We start from the raw sequence: 19,851 nt of genomic DNA, 5'->3' as shown, positions 1-19,851 counted from the left end.
GTGGAACCGTTGCAGCGAAGAAATAACGGCGTGGGGACGCAGGCATGGAGACAGACGAGCCGCGGGCAAAACTTGCCGCCATTCCGGTGCTGGCCGGCTACACCGGGCCACTGGACCGGCTCGGCGGCCTGACCAACCTCGTCTTCAGGGCCGGCGATTACTGCCTGCGCATTCCAGGCAAAGGCACCGAGGAATACATCAACCGCGCCAACGAGGCGATTGCCGCGCGCGAGGCGGCAAGAGCCGGCGTCAGTCCGGAGGTGCTGCATGCCGACGCTGCCACCGGGGTGATGGTGACGCGCTATATCGCCGGTGCCGAGACGATGTCGCCAGAGAAATTCAGGGACCGGCAGGGCAGTCCGGCGCGGGCGGCCAAGGCCTTCCGCAAGCTGCACGCGTCCGGCGCGGTGTTTCCCTTCCGCTTCGAGCTGTTTTCGATGATCGACGACTATCTCAAGGTGCTATCGACCAGGGATGTCGCCCTGCCCGCCGGCTATCACGACGTGGTGCGCGAGGCAGAAAGCGTGCGCTCGGCCTTGGCCGTCCGCCCCTTGCCTCTCGTCGCCTGCCATTGCGATCCGCTGTGCGAGAATTTCCTCGATACGGGCGAGCGGATGTGGATTGTCGACTGGGAGTATTCCGGGATGAACGACCCGCTCTGGGACCTCGGCGATCTCAGCGTGGAAGGCAAGTTTGACGCCGCCCAGGACGAGGAGTTGATGCGCGCCTATTTCGGCGGGGAGGCGAGGCCGGCGGAACGGGGACGCGTCGTCGTCTACAAGGCGATGTGCGACCTGTTGTGGACGCTGTGGGGGCTGATCCAGCTCGCCAACAACAATCCGGTGGACGATTTCCGCGCCTATGCCGACGGGCGGTTCGCGCGCTGCAAGGCGCTGATGGAGACACCAGAGTTTTCCAGGCACCTTGCTGCGGTGAGAGAAGGCTAGGCCCCGGGACTCTAGCCGGCGATATCCAGGCGGCGGTCGACGCGATCAAACACCATCAGCGCGATGCCACGTGAAGCAACCAGGCTGCCATCCGCCGGCCTTTAATTCACACCCTTCGGTACGTTCTCCGGGGGCACCGTGGTGTCTACCACCTTCTGGCGGTGGAAAATGAACAGTCCGGCGAGAACGATGATGCCGGAGCCGATCAGGATGCGCGGGCTGGGGACGTCGCCGAAGAACACCAGCCCGAACACCACGGCCCACAGGAGCAGCGTGTAGTGCAGCGGCGCCAGCGTCGAGGCCGGCGCCAGCTTCAGCGCCCGCGTGATCATCAGATGCGCGCCGCAGGAAACGATGCCGAGCAGCAGCATGGCGCCGAGATCGAGCGCCGACGGCGTCTTCCAGGCGCCGATGGTCAGCACACCGCCAACCGCCAGCGTGCCGATCGTCTGCCACGTCACCAGATTGGTGTCGCTGGTGCCGCGCAGGCGCCGGTTGAGGATGATGGCGAAGGCGAAGGCGAGGCTGCCGACAAGCGCGAAGCTCGACGACAAGGAGAACGCGGCGGAGGATGGTTTCAGCATGATGACCACGCCGCAGAAGCCGAGCAGGATCGCCACCCAGCGGCGCCAGCCGACCTTTTCGCCAAGCAGGAAATGCGATAGCGCCGCTACATAGATCGGCCCTGCCATGTAGAAGCTCATCACATCGGCAAGCGGCAGATAGACGACGGCGGCGTAGAACAAGGCGGTATCCAGCGTCGTCGCCACCACGCGCAGGATCTGCAGCCCGGGCCGCTCCATCTGGAACAGTCTGCCAGCACCCTGATTGGCGATCATCGGGCCGAGCACGATAAAGGCGCCGATCGAACGGATCAGCACCACCTGGCCGACGGAAAAGCTGGCGACCAGCCATTTGCCCATGGCGTCGTTCAGCGCAAACAGGAAGTCGCCGGCCAGCATCAGCAGGATGCCGGCCAGAAGAACATTCCTGATTGGGGAATTGTGCGCCACGGGTTGCGTCATGCCGACCCCGATTCCTCCCTCGCCTGGGCCGCGTCGTAGACGGAAGCGGTGGCTTTGACGAGGACAAATCAGGAAATGGGTAAGACCAGCGTCGGGAATCGGCTGTATCTAGGTCGGTATATGTCTGCGGTTCACATGACCCGGCCTGCCGGGAACGGACAGCCTGGTATCCTGCCTTGTCCTTTCCGCCACCACCTTGCCCCTGGCGATGACGCAGATTCGCTCCGCGCGCAGGCGCAGGGCCTCGATCGGATTGCCGGCATCGAGGATCACCAGGCTGGCGCGCTTGCCAACCGCCAGACCCAGATGATCGAGGCCCATGATCGCGGCGTTGACGTTGGTGACCATGTCGAAGCAGCGCGCCATGTCGGCCGGGCTCGACATCTGGGCGACATGCAGGCCCATGAAGGCGACGTCGAGCATGTCGGCGGTGCCGAGCGAATACCAGGGATCGAGCACACAATCCTGACCCCAGCCGACGCGGATGCCGAGCGCCAGCATCTCCTTGACCCGGGTCAGACCGCGGCGCTTCGGGAAGGTGTCATGGCGGCCCTGCAGCATGATGTTGATCAGGGGATTGGGGATCGCGGAAACGCCGGCTTCAGCGATCAGCGGCAGAAGCTTCGAGACATAGTAATTGTCCATCGAATGCATCGAAGTGAGGTGCGAACCGGCCACCCTGCCCTGCAGGCCGAGGCGCTGCGTTTCATAAGCCAGTTGCTCGATGTGGCGCGACAGGGGATCGTCGGTCTCGTCGCAATGCAGGTCGACCATCAGGCCGCGTTTTGCCGCGATTTCGCACAGTTCGGTCACCGAACGCGTGCCATCGGCCATGGTGCGCTCGAAATGCGGAATGCCGCCGACGATATCGACACCCATATCCAGCGCGCGGATGGTGTTCTGGCGCGCCGTCGGCGAGCGATAGAAGCCGTCCTGCGGGAAGGCCACGAGTTGAAGATCGATATAGGGAGCGACGGTCTTCTTGACCTCGAGCAGCGCCGCGACCGCCAGCAGCCGGTCATCGCAGACATCGACATGGGTGCGGATGGCGAGCAGCCCCATCGACACCGCCCAGTCGCAATAGGCCAGCGCGCGGTCGCGCACCGCCTCGTGCGTCAAGAGCGGCTTCAATTCGCCCCACAGCGCAATGCCTTCGAGCAGCGTGCCCGACGCGTTGATGCGCGGTATGCCGTAGGACAGCGTGGCGTCCATATGGAAGTGCGGATCGACGAAGGGCGGCGACACGAGATTGCCGCGGGCGTCGACCTCGCTCCGCGCGGAACCCTCGAGCCTCGGCTCGATCGCCGCGATCGTCTCACCGCTGATGCCGATGTCGGCGATACCGCCATCGGGCAGCGTACCGCTACGCACGATAAGGTCGAAATCCATCTGTCATCATCCCGCTTGAAGAATCACTGTTCCATCGTGTCTCAAAAGACAGCTTGCCGCAGCGGTTTCTTTCCCTGGCGGGGAAAGGTTCCCTCCGGCGGCAACTCCCTCTATAAGCCGCCTTCGTCATCCCGGCATCAAGGATCAGCCGTTGTTTCGTTTCTTCCGCTCGACGGAGAACCAGCGCCTCGTCGCAAGGCTGCTCAGGGAATCCTTTCACCAGCACAAGTTTGGCTACGGCGCCGCCATTCTGTCGATGCTGGTGGTGGCCGGCATGACGGCCGCCAGCGCCTGGATCCTGCGCGAAATCACCAATGAATTCGTGATCGACAAAAGGCTCGACCGCGTCAACATGATCGCCGTGGCGGTCGCCGGGATCTTCATCGTCAAGGGCATCGCCAACTTCGTCCAGGCCTATTTCATGAGCCGGGTCGGCAATGCCATCATCGCCGAACGGCAGCGCAAGATCTATGACCGCATCCTGGCGCAAGGCATCGAGTTCTACCATTCTACCTCGTCGTCCGACCTGATCACCCGCATGACCAACAACGCCCAGGCGGCACGCAACGTACTCGACCTCGTCGTCACCTCCTATGTGCGCGATCTGGTGACCCTGGCTGCCCTGATCGGGATCATGGTCTGGCAGCAGCCGGCGCTGTCGCTGATCTGCTTTGTCGTCGGACCCATAGCCATCTACGGCGTCAACCGCATCCTGAAGCGCGTGCGCAAATTCGCGGCCATGGAGTTCCGCTCGGTCGGGCAGATCGTGCAGGTGATGCAGGAAACCGCGATCGGCGTGCGCGTGGTCAAATCCTTCAACCTCGAAGGCTTGATGCGCAAACGCATGTACAGGGCGGTGGCGGACGTCGAGGATCGGGCCAACAACATCGCCGCGCTGGAGGCGGTGACCAGCCCGGTGATGGAGACGCTGGCCGGGCTGGCGATCGCCGGCGCCGTCATGGTCAGCGGCTTGCTGGTCCTGCAGGGCGGCCAGATGCCTGGCAACATCATGGCCTTCATCGCCGCGCTGCTGCTTGCCTATGAGCCGGCCAAGCGCCTCGCGCGCGTCCGTATCTCCCTGGAGAGCGGCATTGTCGGCGTGCGCATGATGTTCCAGCTCGCCGACGAGCCGTTGACGCTGGCCGAGAAACCGGATGCAAGGCCGCTTCTGGCCGGGCCGGGCGAGATAAGGTTCGATGCCGTCAGCTTCGCCTATCAGAACGGCCCGCCGGTGCTGGACGGCTTCGACCTGACCCTGGCGCCCGGCAAGATGACGGCGCTGGTCGGGCCTTCGGGCGGCGGCAAGTCGACGATCCTCAACCTGATCATGCGCATGTATGACCCCAGGAGCGGCAAGGTGCTGCTCGACGGCCAGGACATCTCCCATGCGACGCTGGCGTCGCTCAGGGAAAAGATCGCCTATGTCAGCCAGGACACGTTCTTGTTTGCCGGCACCATCATGCACAACATCCGGCTTGGGCGCGAGGGCGCAACCGACGACGAGGTGATCGCCGCCGCCAGGGCCGCCAACGCGCATGACTTCATCATGGCACAGGCTAAAGGCTACGAGACCGATGTCGGCGAGAATGGCGGCCTTTTGTCGGGCGGCCAGCGCCAGCGCATCTCGATCGCGCGCGCCATGCTGCGCAATGCCGAAATCCTGCTGCTGGACGAAGCGACCAGCGCCCTCGACGCGGAGTCGGAGGCGCTGTTCCGCGACGCGCTACAACAGCTGACGGAAGGGCGCACCACGATCGTCATCGCGCACCGGCTGTCGACCGTCCACCAGGCAGACACGATCGTGGTGCTCGAAGCCGGCAAGGTGGTGGAAAGCGGCCCGCACAAGGCCCTGCTCAGGCAGGGCGGGCTTTACCAGAAGCTTTATGAATATCAGTTGATGCCGTGAGCGGTGTTTTCCGGATGTCGGAGCCAAGCCCCCTCATCCGGCCCTTCGGGCCACCTTCTCCCCGAGGGGAGAAGAGATCATCAACGCCGGCACCAGCCTCTCTTCTCCCCACCGGGGAGAAGGTGGCCGCGAAGCGGCCGGATGAGGGGGCTTGGCGCGAACCTCACTCCGGCACGTGCCGCACTGCGCCCTTGTCGGCGCTGGTGGCGAAGGCGGCGTAGGCGCGCAGCGCAGTCGTCACCTTGCGCTTGCGCTTTTCCTCCGGCTTCCAGGCGTCAGCACCCTTGGCTTCCATGGCCGCGCGGCGCGCGTCGAGTTCGGCGTCGCTGACGGCCAGGCGGATGGTGCGGTTCGGGATATCGATCTCGATCGTGTCGCCCTCCCGCACCAGCCCGATCGTGCCGCCTTCGGCGGCTTCGGGCGAAGCGTGGCCGATCGACAGGCCTGATGTGCCGCCGGAGAAGCGGCCGTCGGTGACCAGCGCGCAGGCCTTGCCGAGGCCCTTCGACTTCAGATAGCTGGTCGGATAGAGCATTTCCTGCATGCCGGGGCCGCCGCGCGGGCCTTCGTAGCGGATGACGACGACATCGCCGGCCTTGATCTCATTGGCCAGGATCGCCTTGACCGAGGCGTCCTGGCTCTCGAAGACACGGGCAGGGCCGGTGAATTTCAGGATCGACTCGTCGACACCGGCCGTCTTCACGATGCAGCCGTCGAGCGCCAGATTGCCCTTCAGCACGGCGAGACCGCCGTCTTTCGAGAACGGCGTCTTCGCCGAGCGGATGACGCCCTTTTCGCGATCCACGTCGAGCTCGTCCCAGCGGCGGTCCTGGCTGAAGGCGACCTGCGTTGGCACGCCGCCGGGAGCGGCGAGGAAGAAGTCGCGCACATTCTGGCTGGTCGTGCGCGAAATATCCCAATGGTCGAGCGCTTCACCGAGGCTGGCAGTATGCACCGTCGGCAAATCGCGGTTGAGCAGGCCAGCATTGTCGAGCTGGCCGAGAATGGCCATGATGCCGCCGGCGCGGTGGACATCCTCCATGTGCACGTCGGACTTGGCTGGCGCCACCTTGCACAGCACTGGCACCCGTCGCGACAGCCGGTCGATGTCCTCCATGGTGAAGTCGACCTCGCCTTCATGCGCGGCGGCCAGGATGTGCAGCACCGTATTGGTCGAGCCGCCCATGGCGATGTCGAGCGTCATGGCGTTCTCGAAGGCGCCCTTGGAGGCGATGCTGCGCGGCAACGCGTTTTCGTCATCCTGTTCGTAATAGCGCTGGGCGAGATCGACCACGAGATGGCCGGCCTCGACGAACAGCCGCTTGCGGTCGGCATGGGTTGCCAATGTCGAGCCGTTGCCCGGCAGCGACAGGCCGAGCGCCTCGGTCAAACAATTCATCGAATTGGCGGTGAACATGCCGGAGCACGAACCGCAGGTCGGGCAGGCCGAGCGCTCGATGACCTTGACGTCCTCGTCGGAGATCTTGTCGTCGGCGGCCGCGACCATGGCGTCGACAAGGTCGAGCGCCTGCGTCTTGCCGGCCAGCACCACCTTGCCGGCCTCCATCGGCCCGCCGGAGACGAAGACGGTCGGGATGTTGAGACGCAGCGACGCCATCAGCATGCCGGGCGTGATCTTGTCGCAGTTGGAGATGCAGACCATGGCGTCGGCGCAGTGCGCATTGACCATGTATTCGACGGAATCGGCGATCAGCTCGCGCGACGGCAGCGAATAGAGCATGCCGTCATGGCCCATGGCGATGCCGTCATCGACAGCGATGGTGTTGAATTCCTTGGCGACGCCGCCGGCCTTCTCGATCTCGCGCGCGACGAGCTGGCCGAGATCCTTCAGATGGACATGGCCGGGCACGAACTGGGTGAAGGAGTTGACCACGGCGATGATCGGCTTACCGAAATCACTGTCTTTCATGCCCGTGGCACGCCACAGGCCGCGGGCGCCGGCCATGTTGCGGCCATGGGTGGTGGTGCGGGAGCGATAGGCAGGCATATTTTTTCCTTGGTGGCTGGCCGTAGCCGACGAGTGGCGCGGCGGCACTGAACTTTGATCGCAGGGTTTATAGACCGGCAAGTATGGTCTGGCCACATTTTTGCAATGCGCCAGATTCTCCCGGAAAATCAGGGTTTGCGGAAAAAAGATCGCGGCCCCTGTCGGATCGCCGGCCGGACGCCCGTCCTTGGATCAACGGCAAGGAATGGGACCATTTCTCAATCAGCCGTTCCACTGTAGCAGCAAAAGGCACCGAGGAGCACGACATGCAAAAGATCACCACCTGCCTGTGGTTCGACGACCAGGCCGAAGAAGCGATGAATTTCTACGTCTCCATCTTCAAGAATTCGAAGGTGCTGAGCGTGCTGCGCTGGCCTGAGGGTCACGCCAATGCGGGCAAAGCGCTGGTGACCACGTTCGAACTCGACGGCGTGCAGTTTCAAGCGCTCAACGGCGGACCGCAATTCAAGTTCAACGAGGCGATGTCACAGTCGATCGACTGCAAGACGCAGGAAGAGGTGGACTATTTCTGGGACAAGCTCATCGAAGGTGGCGGCGAACCGTCGCAATGCAGCTGGCTGAAAGACAAGTTCGGCGTCTCCTGGCAGGTGGTGCCGGAGCAGTTGCCGCGACTGCTTCAGGATCCGGACAGGGCCAAGGCCGGCCGCGTGATGTCGGCGATGATGCAGATGAGCAAGATCGACATCGCCAAGATCGAGGAAGCGGCGAAGGGCTGAGCGAAGTTTTCAACCTTCGCGCTGCCCCTCATCCGCCCTTCGGGCACCTTCTCCCTGTAGAACGGGGAGAAGGAAGAGGTCACGCCGCTTTGTCTCTCACCTGATAGTCCTTGATCGTGGCGAAGCGGATCGCTTTCCAGCGTTCGGCTTCGTAGTTCAGCGAGAAGGCATGCTGGGCGAGGAACACCGGGTCGTTGTCGAGGTCGCGGGCGATGTCGCCGCGATGCGCCTCGATGAAGCGGCTGACCTCGGCCTTGTCGTCCGCCGAGATCCAGCGGCAGACCGAAAAGCGCGACATCTCGAATTCGACGGGCAGCGTGTATTCGAAATTCAGCCGCTCTTTCAAAACATCGAGCTGCAGGGCGCCGACGACACCGACGATGGCCGGTGAGCCATCTTCGGGCGAAAACAGCTGCACGACGCCTTCCTCGGCCATCTGGTGCAGCGCCTCCTTCAACTTCTTGGCCTTCATGGCGTCGCCAAGGCGGACGCGGCGCAGGATTTCCGGGGCGAAATTCGGCACGCCGCGGAACAGGATCTCCTCGCCCTCGGTCAGCGTGTCGCCGATGCGCAGCGTGCCATGGTTGGGGATGCCGACGACATCGCCGGCAAAGGCCTCGTCGGCGGTGACGCGCGTGCGGGCGAAGAAGAACTGCGGCGCCGACAGGCTCATCGGCTTTCCAGTGCGCACCAGCTTGGCCTTCATGCCGCGCTCCAGCTTGCCCGAGCAGACGCGCACGAAAGCGATGCGGTCACGGTGGTTGGGGTCCATGTTGGCCTGGATCTTGAAAACGAAGGAGGTCATCTTCTCCTCCGTGGCCTCGATCGTGCGGGTGTCGGCCTCCTGCGCGCGCGGCGGCGGGCCAAAGGCGCCAAGCGCCTCGATCAGGTCGCGCACGCCGTAATTGCGCAACGCCGAGCCGAAATAGACCGGCGTGAGATGGCCTTCGCGGAAGGCTTCGATGTCGAGCGGTCGGCAGGCCTCGCGTGCAAGCTCCAGTTCCTCGATGAAGGCCTCGCGCTCATTGTCCGGCAACAGGCCGGCAACGCGGTTGGAATCGGGTCCGTTGACCGGCGTGCGTTCCTTTTCGTCGTCGCCCCTGCGCACAGCGTTCAGCGCCAGGTGATAGGTGCCGGAGAAGGTCTTGCCACGGCCGATCGGCCAGGTGATGGGAGCGGTGTCCAGCGCCAGCTTCTGCTCGATCTCGTCCAGAATCTCGAACGGGTCGCGGCTCTCGCGATCCATCTTGTTGACGAAGGTGATGATCGGGATGTCGCGCAGCCGGCAGACCTCGAACAGCTTCAGCGTGCGCGGCTCGATGCCCTTGGCGGCGTCGATGACCATGACGGCCGAGTCGACCGCCGACAGCGTGCGATAGGTGTCGTCGGCGAAATCCTCGTGGCCGGGCGTATCGAGCAGGTTGAAGACATTGTCCTCGTACTCGAACGTCATCACCGAGGTGACGACCGAAATGCCGCGCTCGCGCTCGATCTTCATCCAGTCGGACCGCGTCTGGATGCGGTCCTTCTTGGCCTTGACCTCCCCGGCAAGCTGGATGGCGCCGCCGAACAGAAGCAGCTTTTCGGTCAGCGTCGTCTTGCCGGCGTCCGGGTGGGCAATGATCGCGAAGGTGCGGCGGCGCGATACCGCCTGTTCGATGTCTTCAGCCAATTTTTCGGAATCCTGTCTGTGGCGCGGGCTTCTAGCAGCGCTTTCCCTGCCTGTCGAACAGATTTGCCCGGATTGGCCCGCCGGCTCTTGAGATAGGAGCGACGCGATGGCATCAGAAGACCTGTTTTTATGGAGACCCGCATGAGCAGCGCCAAGCAAGTCATCGTCATCGGCGCCGGCATTATCGGCGCCTCCATTGCCTGGCATCTGACCAGAGCCGGGGCGCGGGTGACGGTGATTGCCGACAGCGAGCCCGGCGGCGTCGCGACGCCGAACTCCTTTGGCTGGATCAATGCCAGCTGGGGTAACCCGGAGCCGTATTTCCGGCTGCGCACTCGCGCCATGGCTGAGTGGGCGCGCCTGGCGCGGGATCTGCCCAGCCTGCCGCTCAATTGGTGCGGCGGCCTGTGCTGGGATCTGCCGGCGGCCGATATGGAAACCTATGCAGCGGAGCATTCTGCCTGGGGTTATGGCATCGAGCGCGTCGACCGTGCCGGCGCGGCGCGCATTGAGCCTAATCTCGCCGCGCTGCCGGATGTCGCCTTGTATGTGGCCGAAGAGGGTGTCGCCGAGCCGGTCGCGGCCGCCAAGGCCATGTTGGCGGATGCCGAACAGCACGAGGCGCGCATCATCTCCAGCACGGTGACGGCACTCGCCCAAACCGACGGCAGAATAACCGGCGTGGACACATCGCACGGGCTGATCGCCGCCGACGAGGTGGTGATCGCGGCAGGCGTCGGCTCGCCCGAGATCGCGGCGACGGCCGGCATCAACCTGCCGATCGAGACGCCGCCCGGCCTGATCGTCCATTCGCGGCCATACAAGAAGCTGCTCAACGGGCTGGTGCTGGCCGAGCGTCTGCACATGCGCCAGACGGCGCAGGGCCGCATCATCGCCGGCTCGGATTTCGGCGGCGCCGATCCGGGGATGGACGCCGAAGCCACGGCCCGCGACCTGTTCGCGGCCACGAGAGCCATGTTGCGCGACAGCGACGGGCTGGAGCTCGATTTCCACACGGTCGGCTACCGGCCGACGCCGATCGACGGCTTTCCGATCATCGGCCGCGCGGAAGGCATGGACGGCGTCTATGTCGCGGTGATGCATTCCGGCATCACCCTGGCGCCGGCCGTCGGCCTGTTCGCCACGCGGGAAATCCTTGGTGGTGAGCGCGATGCACTGCTGGCGCCTTACGGGCTGAGTCGGTTTGCGCAATAGCGGGGGCTGCTTTGGAGGGGCGGCACTCTACGGCGCCCCCATCCGTCCCGCGACGTAGCCGCAATTTTCCGACCGAAGGGCTAGCCGGCCAGTGCGAGCTTCTCAGCCGTCGGCGCAAATGGCCGGATGGCGATCCCTTCCCTGGTCATCGTGACGAAGCTCGACGGCGGGATCGCCTGCCAGTCGCCGCCCTCGCGGTCGAAGGGCTCGGAGACGATGCAGCGGCCAGCCCCCTTGCGGAATAGGGAGGTGTAGAGCGTCGGCGCCTGCGCGTCGCTGGCATAGCGCACGGCATGAAGGGACTGTCCGTCCGAGAAAGCGGCGGTCAGTTTCAGCGCCGGCTCGATACCTGCACGACGCGAGGCTGCCAGCACGCGGCTGGTGGCACGCGAGACGGCGCCTTGCGGGTCGGACGAAAGGCCCGCGTCGATCATCAGGAGAAAAAAGAGTTCGGAATCGGTGGTGCCCTCGCGCTGGTCGAAGACGGCGTCGGACAGCGAATTTTCGAGCGTGCGGCGGATCTTCTCGAAACCGCCGATCTGGCCGTTGTGCATGAACGACCAGCGGCCGGAAATGAACGGATGGCAGTTCATGCGGCTGGTGGCGCCACCGGTCGAAGCCCTGACATGGGCAAGGAACAGGCCGGATTTGATCTGCCGGCACAGGCTCTTCAGATTAGGGTCGGACCAGGCCGGCAGGATGTCGCGGTAGAGGCCGGGTTCGGGTCTCTCGCCGTACCAGGCAAGGCCGAAACCGTCGCCATTGGTCGGCGACTTGGCTTCCTGGGCACAGTGGCTCTGGGCGATCAGCGAGTGGCAGGGCGCCGTGAGAATGTCTTCGAGAAAGACCGCTTCACCGAGATAGGCTGCCCACCGGCACATCGCTTCCGTTGTCCCCTAGGCGCGATCCGGAAGAGCCGCGGGCTCCTTGGTCGCGTGTGTGCCTCTGTTGTGCGTCCGCTCGTAAAGCTCGCGGATGATTCGGCTGGCGGTAGTCTCGAAGAGAAATGGCAAGAAAGCGTGAACGAGTGCCGCCCCCGCCGCCATGGATAGGCGCGACGAGAACCAGGCGGCGAAGGCCATATGGCCGAAATAGGTCTCGCCGACCTTGGCCGGATGCGAGGTGAAAATGCTTGCGAGCGGCATGCTGGTCCTTCAGCGCTGGAGCTTCCTGATATGAGTATCCTGACATGGTCTGTTGGTTCACTTGTCTCAATCTGTCCTTGTATTCTGCTAAATTTTGGGACAAACATCCCACAAGATGGCCGAAATCGATGAAATCGACCGAAGATTGCTGGCCGAGCTGCAACGCGATGGCACATTGTCCGTCGACCAGCTGTCGGAACGGGTCTCGTTGTCCCGCAATGCCTGCTGGCGCCGGGTCAAGCGGCTCGAGGAAGATGGCGTCATCACGGGACGGGTGGCGCTGGTCGATGCCGAAAAGCTCGGGCTTGGCCTTTCGGTGTTCATCCTGATCCGTACCTCCAACCACGATCCGGACTGGCTGCAGAAATTCCGCGCTGCTGTTGCCGCCTTGCCCGAGATCACCGGCGTCTACCGCATGTCAGGCGATCTCGATTATGTCTTGCGCGCGCGCGTCGCCGATGTGAAGGCCTATGACCGCCTCTATCAGCGCCTCATCGCCAAGGTGGCGCTGTCCGATGTTTCCGCCTCCTTCGTCATGGAGGAGATCAAGGAGACGACGGTGGTTCCGATGGAAGTGCGTTGAGCCGTCCTCGGGCCATAGTGATGCCGAAAGAAAGCCGTTGATAGCCTTGCGGGCGAATTGACCGAATCGCCAATCGCGCCGATAGGATCGATTTTATGCGCGCAGCCCTCCAAACTCCCTCCGTCATCGGTCCGACCGTCGGCTTCGTCAGGTTGCCGCACGGTGAGGATCTTCCGCTTCCCGCTTATGAGAGCGCCGGCGCCGCCGGCATGGATTTGCGCGCGGCGGTGCCCGACGACCGGCCGCTTCTGATCCTGCCGGGCAAACGCGCCCTGGTGCCGACGGGGCTGATCCTGGAAATCCCCGAAGGCATGGAAGGCCAGGTGCGGCCACGCTCGGGTCTTGCCTTCAAACATGGCCTTACCGTCCTCAATTCACCCGGTACGGTCGACAGCGACTATCGCGGCGAGGTGAAAGTGCTGCTGATCAATCTCGGTGACGAGGATTTTGCCGTGACGCGCGGCATGCGCATTGCCCAGATCGTTTTCGCCGCCGTGACGCAGGTGGCGGTGGAAGAGCGGTCGCTGGCCGGCGGCACGGCGCGCGGCGCTGGCGGGTTCGGATCGACCGGCACCGCCTGATGCAAATTCCAAAGCTGGTCATCTTCGACTGCGACGGCATTCTCGTCGACACTGAGAATCTGGCCAACCGGCGCCTCGCCGAATGGCTGACCGACGCCGGGTATCCAGCGACCTTCGAATATTGCCGCAAGAATTTCTCCGGCCGCAGCATGGTTTCGGTGCAGAAGGAGATCGAAGAGAAGACCGAGGTCAGGCTCGGCGTCGATTTCGTCGATCGCTGGAATGCCGGCCTGCCGGATCTCTTCGCCCACGGCGTCGAGGCGATCCCTTATGTCCTGGAGTTCATCGAGGTAGTCCGTGCGGCCGGCATCGCTTATTGCGTGGCCACTTCGGCCAGGATCTCGAAGATGCACATCACGCTTGGCCAGACCGGGCTGTTGCCGCTGTTCGAGCATGCGATGTTTTCCGCCACCATGGTGTCGCGCGGCAAGCCGTTCCCCGACCTGTTCCTGCATGCGGCCAGGACCATGGGCTTCGCGCCCGCCGACTGCATCGTCGTCGAGGACAGCGTCGCCGGCACGCAGGCCGGCATCGCCGCCGGTATGCGGGTGTTTTCCTATCATGGCGACCCCTATTCAGACCGTGACGGCCTGATTCAGGCCGGCGGCATCCTGTTCGATGACATGCGCGAGCTCGCCGGGCTGGTGCCGATCCACTGACCCGCCGCACTGGACGCAGCAAGGCGCTGTGCTTCCTTCGTGCGCCCGATTCCGACGCTTTCGAGAATTGTCAGCAGAGAACGAGAAACGCTTCTGAACCAACCGCATTCGTTTGCCCGGCTGGAAACAGCGCGCTAGCATCCGCCAGACACTCGTCATGGGGAGCATTCATGGACAAGGGCAAGATCTTTCGCGACCTGCATGCCTCGACCTTCGTCATGCCCAATCCCTGGGATCCGGGCACGACGAAGCTGCTTGGCTCGTTCGGCTTCAAGGCACTGGCCACGACCAGCGCCGGCTTTGCCTTTTCGCGCGGCCTGCCGGATGGTGCGGTCACCTTCGACCAGATGATCCATCATTGCCGGGACGTGACGGCAGCGACCGAACTGCCGGTTTCGGCCGATCTCGAGAAGGGCAAGGGCGACAGCGCAGAGCAGGCCGCCGAGACCATTTTCGCGGCGGAAGCCGCCGGGCTTGCCGGCTGCTCGATAGAGGATCACACCGGCGATCCGGAGAAGCCCATCTATGAGTTTTCGCACGCGGTCGAGCGTGTCGCGGCAGCGGCCGAAGCCGCGCGGGCGCTGAAGCGGGATTTCGTCTTCACGGCGCGGGCCGAGAATTTCCTGTGGGGGAAGTCCGACCTCGACGACACCATCAAGCGGCTGCAGGCTTTCGAAAAGGCCGGCGCCGACGTGCTCTATGCGCCTGGGATCGGCGACGTCGAAATGGTGCGCACGCTCTGCTCGGCGGTGACCAAGCCGGTCAATATCATGGCGAGGCCCGGCTTCACCATCGCCGACCTCTCCATGGCCGGCGTGAAGCGCATTTCGCTGGGGCCGTGGCTGACGAATTTCGCCTACGGCATGCTGGAGACGGCGGCGCGCGAGATCCAGCAGGACGGCACGTTCGGCTTCACCCGTGCGGCCATGCCGTTCGGCAAGCTGCAGGCGCTCTATGGCAAATCCCAGGGCTAGGATGGGTCCGGCCGGATGACCCTTACCGTCGTCGACATGCATACGGGTGGCGAGCCGCTGCGGATCGTTACTGGCGGTTATCGCGCTATCCCCAAGGGTACCATCCTGGAGAAGCGCGCCTATGTGCGGGACAATCTCGATCATTTTCGCAAGCTGCTGATCTTCGAGCCGCGCGGCCATTACGACATGTATGGCGCGCTGCTGGTCGAGCCCGATTTGCCGGGCGCCGACCTCGCCGTGCTGTTCATGCACAATGAGGGCTACTCCACCATGTGCGGCCACGCCATCGTCGCGCTCGGCCGCTATGCCGTCGACGAAGGGCTGGTGGCCAAGCAGGAGCCGTTCACCACCGTCAACATCGAGGCGCCGTGCGGCCTGGTGGTCGCCTCGGTCGAGGTCAGGGACGGCAGAGCGGGTGCGGTATCGTTCGAAAGCGTGCCGGCCTTCCTGTTCGCCCGCGACCAACAGATCGACCTGTCCGGCTACGGCAGGATCGGGTTTGATATCGCTTATGGCGGCGCGTTCTACGCGCTGGCCGACTGCCATCAGTTCGGGCTGGAATTCGGCCGCGACCGGGTGCGCGACTTCGTCGATGCGGCCACCGCGCTGACGGACAAGCTCAAGGCCGAATTCCCGCTGTCGCATCCCGATCATGACGACCTCGCCTTCCTCTACGGCACCATCCTGACCGACGGAAAGGACGCCTTTTCCGGGGAAGTCACCAGGAATGTCTGCGTTTTCGCCGAGGCGGAGGTCGACCGTTCGCCGACCGGTTCCGGTGTCACTGCCCGGCTGGCGGCCATGCATGCCAAGGGCGAGATCGCCATTGGGCAGACGCGCATTTTCGAGAGCATCGCGGGCTCGCGCTTTTCCGGGGCGGTGGTGCGGACGGCGAAGGCTGGCCCGCATGAAGCGATCGTCGCCCGCGTCGGCGGCCGCGCCTATTATTGCGGACGAGCCGAATTCATTGTCGAACCGGACGACGAGCTGGGACGCGGATTTCTCCTGCGCTGAAGAGATTTAGCGCCGCGGGGCGCGTGCGACTTCCCGCGCCGAGACCGCCTTGTGCAGATGCACCATCATCGCGGCGGCGAAGAGCGGCGTCAAAAGGTTGAGCAGCGGCACGGCGAGGAAGGCCGCGATGACCAGCCCGGCGAGAAACACCGTGCCGGCATGGTGCCTGCGCAAGGCCCTGGCTTCTTCCTCGGGGCGAAAGCGCATGGCGGCGAATTCGAAGAATTCGCGCCCGAGCAAATAGCCGTTGACGATGAAGAAGGCGGCGATGTTGATGCCTGGGACCAGTAGAAGCATCAGCGCCACGATGTTGCCTGATATGACGACGCCGAAGAATTTTATCGCCAGCACCATCGAGCGCAATGCCGGCATGGGGCGTCCGGCCGGGTCGCCGGGATAATCGGTGCGCTCGACCACTTCAGCGACATCGTCAAGGAACAGGCCGGCGATGACGGCTGTGACCGGGGCGACGAGCAGCGCCAGGCCGAAGGCCAGCGCAATGGCCGCGATGATTCCGCCCAGCCAGCCGGCCCAGGACGGTATGCCGGGCAGCAATGTCTGCAGCCATGGCAGGGCCAGCCATTCGACAAGGCTGGTCAGTCCGAGCCACAGGGCGACCAGTGCCAGCAGGGTCAGGCCGAGCGTCTTGAGGAACACGGTCCGGAACGGAGGCGAGAGCAGCTCCAGGGCTGCGGTGCGGGCAGCGTCGAAAATCACGGTGCTTCAACCCCCAGGTAGCGAATGCCGCCGGAAGGCGGGCAGCTTCCGAGATAGGCAGTGCAGGCCGCCTGCACAAGCGCGGGCGCTTCCGGCCTTCACCCGATCGCGCAGGAAAACCGCTTTTGCACTCTCCCGAAACTTGCCTATCGGGCGAAGGCCGGCTTGCGGACCGGTATGGTCATGGCCGCGACGCCGGCGACGACAAAGCCCATGCCGAGCCATGCCGTCGGACCCAGGCTTTCGCCGAGGAAGACGGCGCCGATGCCGACGCCGATCGGCACCCGCAGATAGGCTTGCGACGTGGTGCCGACCGAGCCCAGCGTGTGGATCAGGCGGAAATAAATGACGAAGGCCAGCGCGGTCGAAAACACCGACAGGCCGAGCAGGGCCAGGATCGACGCCATGGAAGGCGCCAGCGTCCACGGCTGGTCGACCGCGAGGCTCAGCGGCACCAGCATGATGGCGCCGCACAGCATCGAACCCGCGGCGGGCAGCATCGGGTCGAGGCCCTTGAAGCCACGGCCGAAGATCGCGGCACATGCATAGCAGATCGTTGCGACAACGATCGCGATCTGCGCCCAGAGTTGGTGACCGAGACCACCCAGCGCCTGCGTGCCGATGATCAGGCAGATGCCGGCGATGCCGGCGCCGACGCCAACCAGTTTGCGCGCCGTCACCGGCTCGTGGCGGGTGATCAGCGCGGTGAGCAGGAAGGTGAAGATCGGCGAGGTGGCATTGAGGATGGTGGCAAGGCCAGCGTCGACCGAGCGTTCGGCCGCCGCGACCAGCGTGAACGGTATCACGCTGTTGAGGCAGGCCTGGAAGGCAAAGCGACGCCACATGGCCGCATCGCGCGGCATGGCAAGCCCGCGCCAGCGGATGATGGCGAGCAGGATGGCGCCGGCCATCAGGGTACGGGCGGCGATGAAGGTGATGGGCGGGATGGTCTCGACGCCGATCTTGATGAAAGTATAGGAGGCGCCCCAAAGCACGGCCAGCACGCCGAGCAATGCCAGGTCGGTGGTCGTGTCGTTTCTGGCAGGCATGGGCTCGCGCCTTCGGACCGTGATCGAACAGACGCAGATGTAGGCGACATGGCGGCGAAATGTTTCGGCCACGGTCGAATTGTCGTAGCGCCTGGCTGGCGCGGCAAGGACAGAAAATCGGTTGCCAGTTTTCAGGCTCATGCTGTAGACCCGCGCGGGCATGGCAAGAAGCCGGCTCTCTCTTTATTCGCAATTCCTATGGGAAAACCGCTAGCACTTTTCCTGGAATTGCTCGGGGTTTTTGGTGGAGACATTGATGCCGGATTATGATGTGCTTTGCATCGGCAATGCGATTGTCGACATCATCGCCCAGTGCGAGGAGGAATTCCTCGAGACCAACGGCATCATCAAGGGCGCGATGAACCTCATCGACACGCAGCGCGCCGAACTGCTCTACAGCCGCATGGGCCCGGCGATCGAGGCCTCCGGCGGCAGTGCCGGCAACACGGCGGCCGGCGTCGCCTCCTTCGGCGGACGCGCCGCCTTCTTCGGCAAGGTCTCCAACGATGCGCTGGGCGAAATCTACGCGCACGATATCCATGCGCAAGGCGTCGCCTTCGACACCAGGCCGCTCGAGGGCGAGCCGCCGACGGCGCGCTCGATGATCTTCGTCACCCCCGATGGCGAACGCTCGATGAACACCTATCTCGGCGCCTGTGTCGAACTCGGGCCGGAGGATGTCGAGGCCGACAAGGCGTCGGGCGCCAAGGTCACCTATTTCGAAGGCTATCTGTGGGACCCGCCGCGCGCCAAGGAAGCCATCCGGCAGACGGCCAGGCTGGCGCACGCGGCCGGCCGCGAAGTGTCGATGACGCTGTCGGATTCCTTCTGCGTCGACCGCTACCGCGACGAGTTCCTCGAGCTGATGCGCTCGGGCACGGTCGACATCGTCTTTGCCAACAGCCACGAGATCAAGTCGCTTTACCAGACGTCGTCGTTCGACGAGGCGCTCGCGAAGATCCGCAAGGATTGCAAGATCGCGGCGGTGACCCGCTCCGAAAAGGGCTCGGTCATCGTGCGCGGCGACGAAACCGTGGTCATAAAGGCGACCGCCATCAAGGAACTGGTCGACACGACGGGCGCCGGCGACCTCTACGCAGCCGGCTTCCTGCATGGCTATACGCAGGGACGCGACCTCCAGACCTGCGGCGATCTTGGCTCGCTGGCGGCCGGATTGGTGATCCAGCAGATCGGCCCAAGGCCACGGCAGAACCTGCGCAAGGAGGCCGAGCAGGCTGGGTTGTTGTAGGGTAAGGCTGCCGATCTCCCCTTGTTCTGGGAGAAGGCAAGCGCGGACCGCTTCTCACCGTCGCGCAGTTGTCACATAGCGCTCCTACACGAAAATGAGAGCGTGCCGTGACTGACATTTCGGCTCGCTTATCGGGGTGTGTAGCAATGCAGGACAGCAACCTGTCGGGTCGCTGCATCTGTCGTCGCCGCGCTTTCCACTTTCAGCCGTAGCCGTTCAACAACCGGCCGCGGCTGGGGAGGAGAGCGCGCGGCCCAAAAGACAGATGCATGACCAGATTTCAGACCAAGACGACCGGCATCACGCAGGACGATTTCGCCGACATGGTGGCGGAAAAGGTCGAGCGCGCGCTTGCCCACTATGACGAGGCCATCAACGGTCCCACCATGGTCTCGGTCGGCAAGATTGCCGGCGGCATAGCGTCCGCCGTCACCTTGCTGTCGCCAAAGCACCAGCGCGCCATCGACGCCATTCATGCCGACCTTCCCGGCCTTGCCTCCAAGTTCGTGCGTGCGCTCGCGGCGGAAGCCGCGCGCCGCAGCGAAGCCGGCGCCACCGGCACGACGACGCTGTCGGCGGAGGCCGAACCACTGCCCGTGCTCCCCCAGTCCGACGATCTCGAATCGATGCTGATCGAGGACTGGGCCGGCCGCGTCGCCGGCTCGACCTATCTGGAAGAAAACCTGCGCATCGCCCGTTCGACCCTGCACCGCTGGCAAAGGCGCGGCGACGTCATCGCGCTGCGCAAGGGCGGCCGCAAGCACGTCTTCCCGCTGGCGCAGTTCGTCGACGGCAGGCCGGTGGCGGGGATAAGCGACGTGCTGGAGCTCATCGGCAATCCAAGGCTCGCATGGCTGTGGCTGACGCGTCCCGCCACGCAGCTCGACGGCCGCATTCCGATCGACCTGCTGCGGCAGGACCGGGCGGAGGAAGTGGTCGAGGCCGCGCGGGGGTTTGCGCCGGGCTGAAGCCGGCGCGCGG

19 protein-coding genes are annotated in these 19,851 nt (G+C 64.3%); 11 read left to right on the top strand and 8 right to left on the bottom strand.

What is annotated here, in order from left to right:
- The first annotated feature begins 44 nt into the window (after positions 1–44).
- A complete protein-coding gene (locus LB569_RS00790) occupies positions 45–947 on the top strand; it encodes a phosphotransferase family protein (RefSeq protein WP_224690698.1) in 903 nt (300 codons plus the stop codon).
- Between the two features lie 101 nt (positions 948–1,048).
- On the opposite strand, the gene LB569_RS00785 is transcribed toward LB569_RS00790, so the two are convergent.
- Positions 1,049–1,972: a DMT family transporter gene (locus LB569_RS00785; protein ID WP_224536376.1), complete on the bottom strand. Its 924-nt coding sequence runs from the start codon at positions 1,970–1,972 to the stop codon at positions 1,049–1,051.
- A gap of 108 nt (positions 1,973–2,080) precedes the next feature.
- Positions 2,081–3,361, bottom strand: a complete 1,281-nt coding sequence (locus LB569_RS00780; RefSeq protein ID WP_224690697.1) for an amidohydrolase family protein — start codon at positions 3,359–3,361, stop codon at positions 2,081–2,083.
- Between the two features lie 151 nt (positions 3,362–3,512).
- On the opposite strand from LB569_RS00780, the gene LB569_RS00775 reads away from it, so the two are divergent.
- Positions 3,513–5,267 (top strand): ABC transporter ATP-binding protein, encoded by a 1,755-nt coding sequence (locus LB569_RS00775; protein WP_224690696.1) that lies wholly within the window; start codon positions 3,513–3,515, stop codon positions 5,265–5,267.
- A 163-nt stretch (positions 5,268–5,430) separates the two neighbouring features.
- Here LB569_RS00775 and ilvD read toward each other — a convergent pair whose 3' ends face one another.
- Positions 5,431–7,275 (bottom strand): dihydroxy-acid dehydratase, encoded by a 1,845-nt coding sequence (ilvD, locus tag LB569_RS00770; RefSeq protein WP_224690695.1) that lies wholly within the window; start codon positions 7,273–7,275, stop codon positions 5,431–5,433.
- Between the two features lie 266 nt (positions 7,276–7,541).
- On the opposite strand from ilvD, the gene LB569_RS00765 reads away from it, so the two are divergent.
- Positions 7,542–8,012: a VOC family protein gene (locus tag LB569_RS00765; protein WP_224690694.1), complete on the top strand. Its 471-nt coding sequence runs from the start codon at positions 7,542–7,544 to the stop codon at positions 8,010–8,012.
- 79 nt (positions 8,013–8,091) lie between these two features.
- On the opposite strand, the gene LB569_RS00760 is transcribed toward LB569_RS00765, so the two are convergent.
- The gene (locus LB569_RS00760) at positions 8,092–9,684 is read right to left on the bottom strand and encodes a peptide chain release factor 3 (RefSeq protein WP_224690693.1); all 1,593 of its coding nucleotides are present in this window, start codon (positions 9,682–9,684) and stop codon (positions 8,092–8,094) included.
- A gap of 141 nt (positions 9,685–9,825) precedes the next feature.
- Between LB569_RS00760 and LB569_RS00755 the strand changes: the two genes are divergently transcribed.
- Complete coding sequence (locus LB569_RS00755) at positions 9,826–10,899, top strand: NAD(P)/FAD-dependent oxidoreductase (protein WP_224690692.1); 1,074 nt, start codon at positions 9,826–9,828, stop codon at positions 10,897–10,899.
- Between the two features lie 80 nt (positions 10,900–10,979).
- On the opposite strand, the gene LB569_RS00750 is transcribed toward LB569_RS00755, so the two are convergent.
- Together LB569_RS00750 and LB569_RS00745 are read right to left on the bottom strand one after the other, a co-directional pair.
- On the bottom strand, positions 10,980–11,780 hold the full coding sequence (locus LB569_RS00750; RefSeq protein ID WP_140706508.1) for a class II glutamine amidotransferase: 801 nt from the start codon (positions 11,778–11,780) through the stop codon (positions 10,980–10,982).
- A gap of 15 nt (positions 11,781–11,795) precedes the next feature.
- On the bottom strand, positions 11,796–12,044 hold the full coding sequence (locus LB569_RS00745; RefSeq protein WP_140706510.1) for a DUF6356 family protein: 249 nt from the start codon (positions 12,042–12,044) through the stop codon (positions 11,796–11,798).
- 115 nt (positions 12,045–12,159) lie between these two features.
- Between LB569_RS00745 and LB569_RS00740 the strand changes: the two genes are divergently transcribed.
- The 5 genes from LB569_RS00740 (at position 12,160) to LB569_RS00720 (ending at position 15,855) form a co-directional block, all read left to right on the top strand.
- Entirely contained in the window at positions 12,160–12,627 is a 468-nt protein-coding gene (locus LB569_RS00740; RefSeq protein WP_224536395.1) for an Lrp/AsnC family transcriptional regulator, read from the top strand.
- Positions 12,628–12,722: 95 nt separating this feature from the next.
- The gene (gene dut, locus LB569_RS00735; RefSeq protein WP_224536398.1) at positions 12,723–13,208 is read left to right on the top strand and encodes a dUTP diphosphatase; all 486 of its coding nucleotides are present in this window, start codon (positions 12,723–12,725) and stop codon (positions 13,206–13,208) included.
- Complete coding sequence (locus LB569_RS00730) at positions 13,208–13,867, top strand: HAD family hydrolase (RefSeq protein ID WP_224690691.1); 660 nt, start codon at positions 13,208–13,210, stop codon at positions 13,865–13,867. Before dut ends, LB569_RS00730 begins: the two co-directional genes overlap by 1 nt.
- Positions 13,868–14,037: 170 nt before the next feature.
- The gene (locus LB569_RS00725; RefSeq protein ID WP_224690690.1) at positions 14,038–14,841 is read left to right on the top strand and encodes an isocitrate lyase/phosphoenolpyruvate mutase family protein; all 804 of its coding nucleotides are present in this window, start codon (positions 14,038–14,040) and stop codon (positions 14,839–14,841) included.
- Between the two features lie 15 nt (positions 14,842–14,856).
- The gene (locus tag LB569_RS00720) at positions 14,857–15,855 is read left to right on the top strand and encodes a proline racemase family protein (RefSeq protein WP_224690689.1); all 999 of its coding nucleotides are present in this window, start codon (positions 14,857–14,859) and stop codon (positions 15,853–15,855) included.
- A 6-nt stretch (positions 15,856–15,861) separates the two neighbouring features.
- On the opposite strand, the gene LB569_RS00715 is transcribed toward LB569_RS00720, so the two are convergent.
- Both LB569_RS00715 and LB569_RS00710 read right to left on the bottom strand, forming a co-directional pair.
- Positions 15,862–16,572: a sulfate transporter family protein gene (locus LB569_RS00715; protein WP_224690688.1), complete on the bottom strand. Its 711-nt coding sequence runs from the start codon at positions 16,570–16,572 to the stop codon at positions 15,862–15,864.
- 146 nt (positions 16,573–16,718) lie between these two features.
- Positions 16,719–17,621 carry an EamA family transporter gene (locus LB569_RS00710; protein ID WP_224691108.1) on the bottom strand — a complete coding sequence of 301 codons (903 nt, stop codon included), beginning with the start codon at positions 17,619–17,621 and terminating at the stop codon, positions 16,719–16,721.
- 256 nt (positions 17,622–17,877) lie between these two features.
- Here LB569_RS00710 and LB569_RS00705 point away from each other — a divergent pair, with 256 nt between their 5' ends.
- Together LB569_RS00705 and LB569_RS00700 are read left to right on the top strand one after the other, a co-directional pair.
- Positions 17,878–18,870 (top strand): adenosine kinase, encoded by a 993-nt coding sequence (locus LB569_RS00705; protein WP_224690687.1) that lies wholly within the window; start codon positions 17,878–17,880, stop codon positions 18,868–18,870.
- A gap of 269 nt (positions 18,871–19,139) precedes the next feature.
- Complete coding sequence (locus tag LB569_RS00700) at positions 19,140–19,838, top strand: antitoxin Xre/MbcA/ParS toxin-binding domain-containing protein (protein ID WP_224690686.1); 699 nt, start codon at positions 19,140–19,142, stop codon at positions 19,836–19,838.
- Positions 19,839–19,851: the final 13 nt, after the last annotated feature.

The sequence above is a fragment of the Mesorhizobium sp. BH1-1-4 genome, assembly GCF_020165665.1.
GTDB lineage: Bacteria > Pseudomonadota > Alphaproteobacteria > Rhizobiales > Rhizobiaceae > Mesorhizobium.
The sequence above is the reverse complement of the archived record's forward strand: the minus strand, read 5'-3'. Positions and strand labels throughout refer to the sequence as shown.